This window comes from Bacillus sp. JJ1122 (assembly GCF_036964885.1).
Taxonomy (GTDB): Bacteria; Bacillota; Bacilli; order Bacillales; family Cytobacillaceae; genus Mesobacillus.
Map to the genome: position 1 here is coordinate 2,889 of NZ_JBALQL010000020.1, position 2,357 is coordinate 5,245.

3 protein-coding genes are annotated in these 2,357 nt (G+C 42.0%); all 3 read right to left on the reverse strand.

Annotation, left to right across the window (positions count from 1 at the left end; translation table 11 throughout):
• Positions 1 to 37 precede the first annotated feature (37 nt).
• A complete protein-coding gene (locus V7201_RS11540; RefSeq protein WP_335376886.1) occupies positions 38 to 751 on the reverse strand; it encodes a toast rack family protein in 714 nt (237 codons plus the stop codon).
• A 202-nt stretch (positions 752 to 953) separates the two neighbouring features.
• A complete protein-coding gene (locus V7201_RS11545; protein WP_335376887.1) occupies positions 954 to 1,733 on the reverse strand; it encodes a nitroreductase family protein in 780 nt (259 codons plus the stop codon).
• Positions 1,734 to 1,784: 51 nt separating this feature from the next.
• Entirely contained in the window at positions 1,785 to 2,210 is a 426-nt protein-coding gene (locus tag V7201_RS11550; RefSeq protein ID WP_335376888.1) for an acyl-CoA thioesterase, read from the reverse strand.
• Positions 2,211 to 2,357 lie beyond the last annotated feature (147 nt).

Consider the following 2,357-nt stretch of genomic DNA (forward strand, 5'->3'; position numbering starts at 1 on the left):
GAAGCAGGAGATACGTCCCCCTGCTTCCCCCTCCCTGCTACTTTTCCGTTTTAAAAGTCACTTCCCCGACACCTATTTCTGCATCCAGGTCAATCTTCACTTTTGCATCTTCGTAGGCTTCGTTTACATAAACGCCATTTCCTTTGGAGATCAAATTTTCATAAGACGCTGAGCCGATTCCTTTGTCTGACTTTATTCTTACGCCTGTATCTTTAGGAAGAATGACGGTCATCTTTCCTACTCCCGATGAAATTCGGGCGTCAAAGCTTTCTTTCCAATCGCCGCTAAGATCGACCGTGATTTCACCAACTCCTGCGTTGACTTCAAGGCTGGAAAGTTCGATTCCTCGTAAATCAAGATTGGTTTCTGATGCTCCGGCATTTACCTCAAGATCGACTGGAGCATCTTCAGTTATTTTAAGGTCCCATTCATTCTTCAGCTTGCCAAATTTAATATGATCTGGCTGAGCGATCTCCACCTTGCCGACTTTCCCGTCCAGATCATAGGAAACTTCCGGCTTCATTTTTTTCGGTTCATAGCTTGCGTTACCACTTACCCACTCTTCAGCACCGCCTGCAACCTTCATTTTTCCGGCGCCAAAATTTAATACAACTTCAAGCTCTTTTGCTTTATCCTTCTCAACCACGATTTCATCATCGCTTTTATCACGGGCTAAAATCGTATTATTGCATCCTGACAATAGTAAAACAGCAGATACTGCTGCCAATCCAAATCCCATTACTTTTTTCATTTAATATCGCCTCCGCTTGATTATGAGTTAATCATAAGGCAATCCTGAATATCCCATAACAGGCTGAGGCTTTAACTTGATATCAGACTTGAGACCTATATATGGAAGATTAATCCACTCCGTCACCGATAAAAATAAAAACGCCTCAATCCACTAATATTGCGGATTGAGACGTTTTTTACAAAAATAGTTCTCCTTACTCTTATTCATTATTCATAAAGTTTTGTCTCTCCAAGTACTTCAGCACTGTTTGTGAAAATTCTTGATGCGATTCCTTCGTATACTTGGCTTTCGTATAGATTTGTGCAAGATTTTTTAATCCTAGGCGTTCTGTCATTTCTTTAAGGTGTGGGAAGGCCATGTAGCGATCCCACCCTTTTTTATTTCGATCTTTATAGATTTCCAGAATATCATCATCTGAATAATCACGATACTGGTCGTAGTGAACAAGTCCTTGCATCGGCAATCGATCCCTTGGTGCAGGGTTTTCTGCGGGATACCCTAATGAATAACCAACAACGGGTACGACATTTGGCGGCAGGTTTAACAGTTCGCCAATTTGATCACAATTTGCCAGTGTCGAACCCATATAGCAAATGCCGAGTCCCGCATTTTCGGCTGCTAACGCACAGTTTTGTGCTGCCAAAGTCGCATCAATCGCACCGATCATAAAGCTCATGTAATTATCAAAATGTACAGGTGCATCGTTCAGTGCAAGCCATTTCCTCATTCTGTTAAAATCAGCACAAAAGGTTAATAGTATCGGCGCATCCACCACCATCGATTGCTCCATATGAGCAGTGTATAATTTTTTCTTGAGTTCCTTGTCTTTCGTGACGACAATCGAATACGTTTGCATATTGCCACTTGAGGATGCCCGAATGCCCGCCTCTAAAATCTGGTCCAGCAGATCTTGACTGATTTCCTTATCTTCATATTCTCGTATCGACCTGTGCCCGTGGATCACTTCATTCAATTCCAAAACAATCACTCCTTTATGTGGTTCCGCTGTTTATGATTTTGTGACTTGAAACTATTGAAGTTCTACTAAATACTGCTTTAATCGCTCAATTGTTTCTGGTGAAAGTGGTTTGGATTTTCTAATGTGGTCGTCCATTTGCACGATGACGGTATCTGCCACCGCAGCAAGCCTGCCATCCTGATACAGTCCTTGAAATAAAGACAAAGAACTGTTCCCAACCTTAGTAACGGCAGTGCCAATATCTACTTTTCCAGGCCACCGTATTTCTGAAAGCAAATCCAGCTTTTGGCTCACGATAACAAATGAGGCATTTTCAGCATGCAGCGGTTCCTCTGCATATAAAAGCTCAGTCCTTCCCGTTTCAAGGAACGTTGAAAACAGTGCGTTATTCACATGTCCCTGGCGATCCGTATCTGCATACCTGATCTTGTCATAGGTCTTTAATGGGAAATCATCATACTCTGGTCTCTTATGCATCTTCATGGATCCTCCTTTTTTCGACTCGCGAAATATATTGTTAGAGTCATTCTTCAACAAGTTCGTCTCTATTTCCTTCTTTAACATCCTGTATCTTTAACGAATTTTCAGTTTGGCCTATCAGAGCACCTGGAACGAAAATCAGCA

Excerpts from the sequence above, each read along its gene's own strand:
- V7201_RS11540 (WP_335376886.1), bottom strand. The coding sequence starts at position 751 with ATGAAAAAAGTAATGGGATTTGGATTGGCAGCAGTATCTGCTGTTTTA.
- V7201_RS11550 (WP_335376888.1), bottom strand. The coding sequence starts at position 2,210 with ATGCATAAGAGACCAGAGTATGATGATTTCCCATTAAAGACCTATGAC.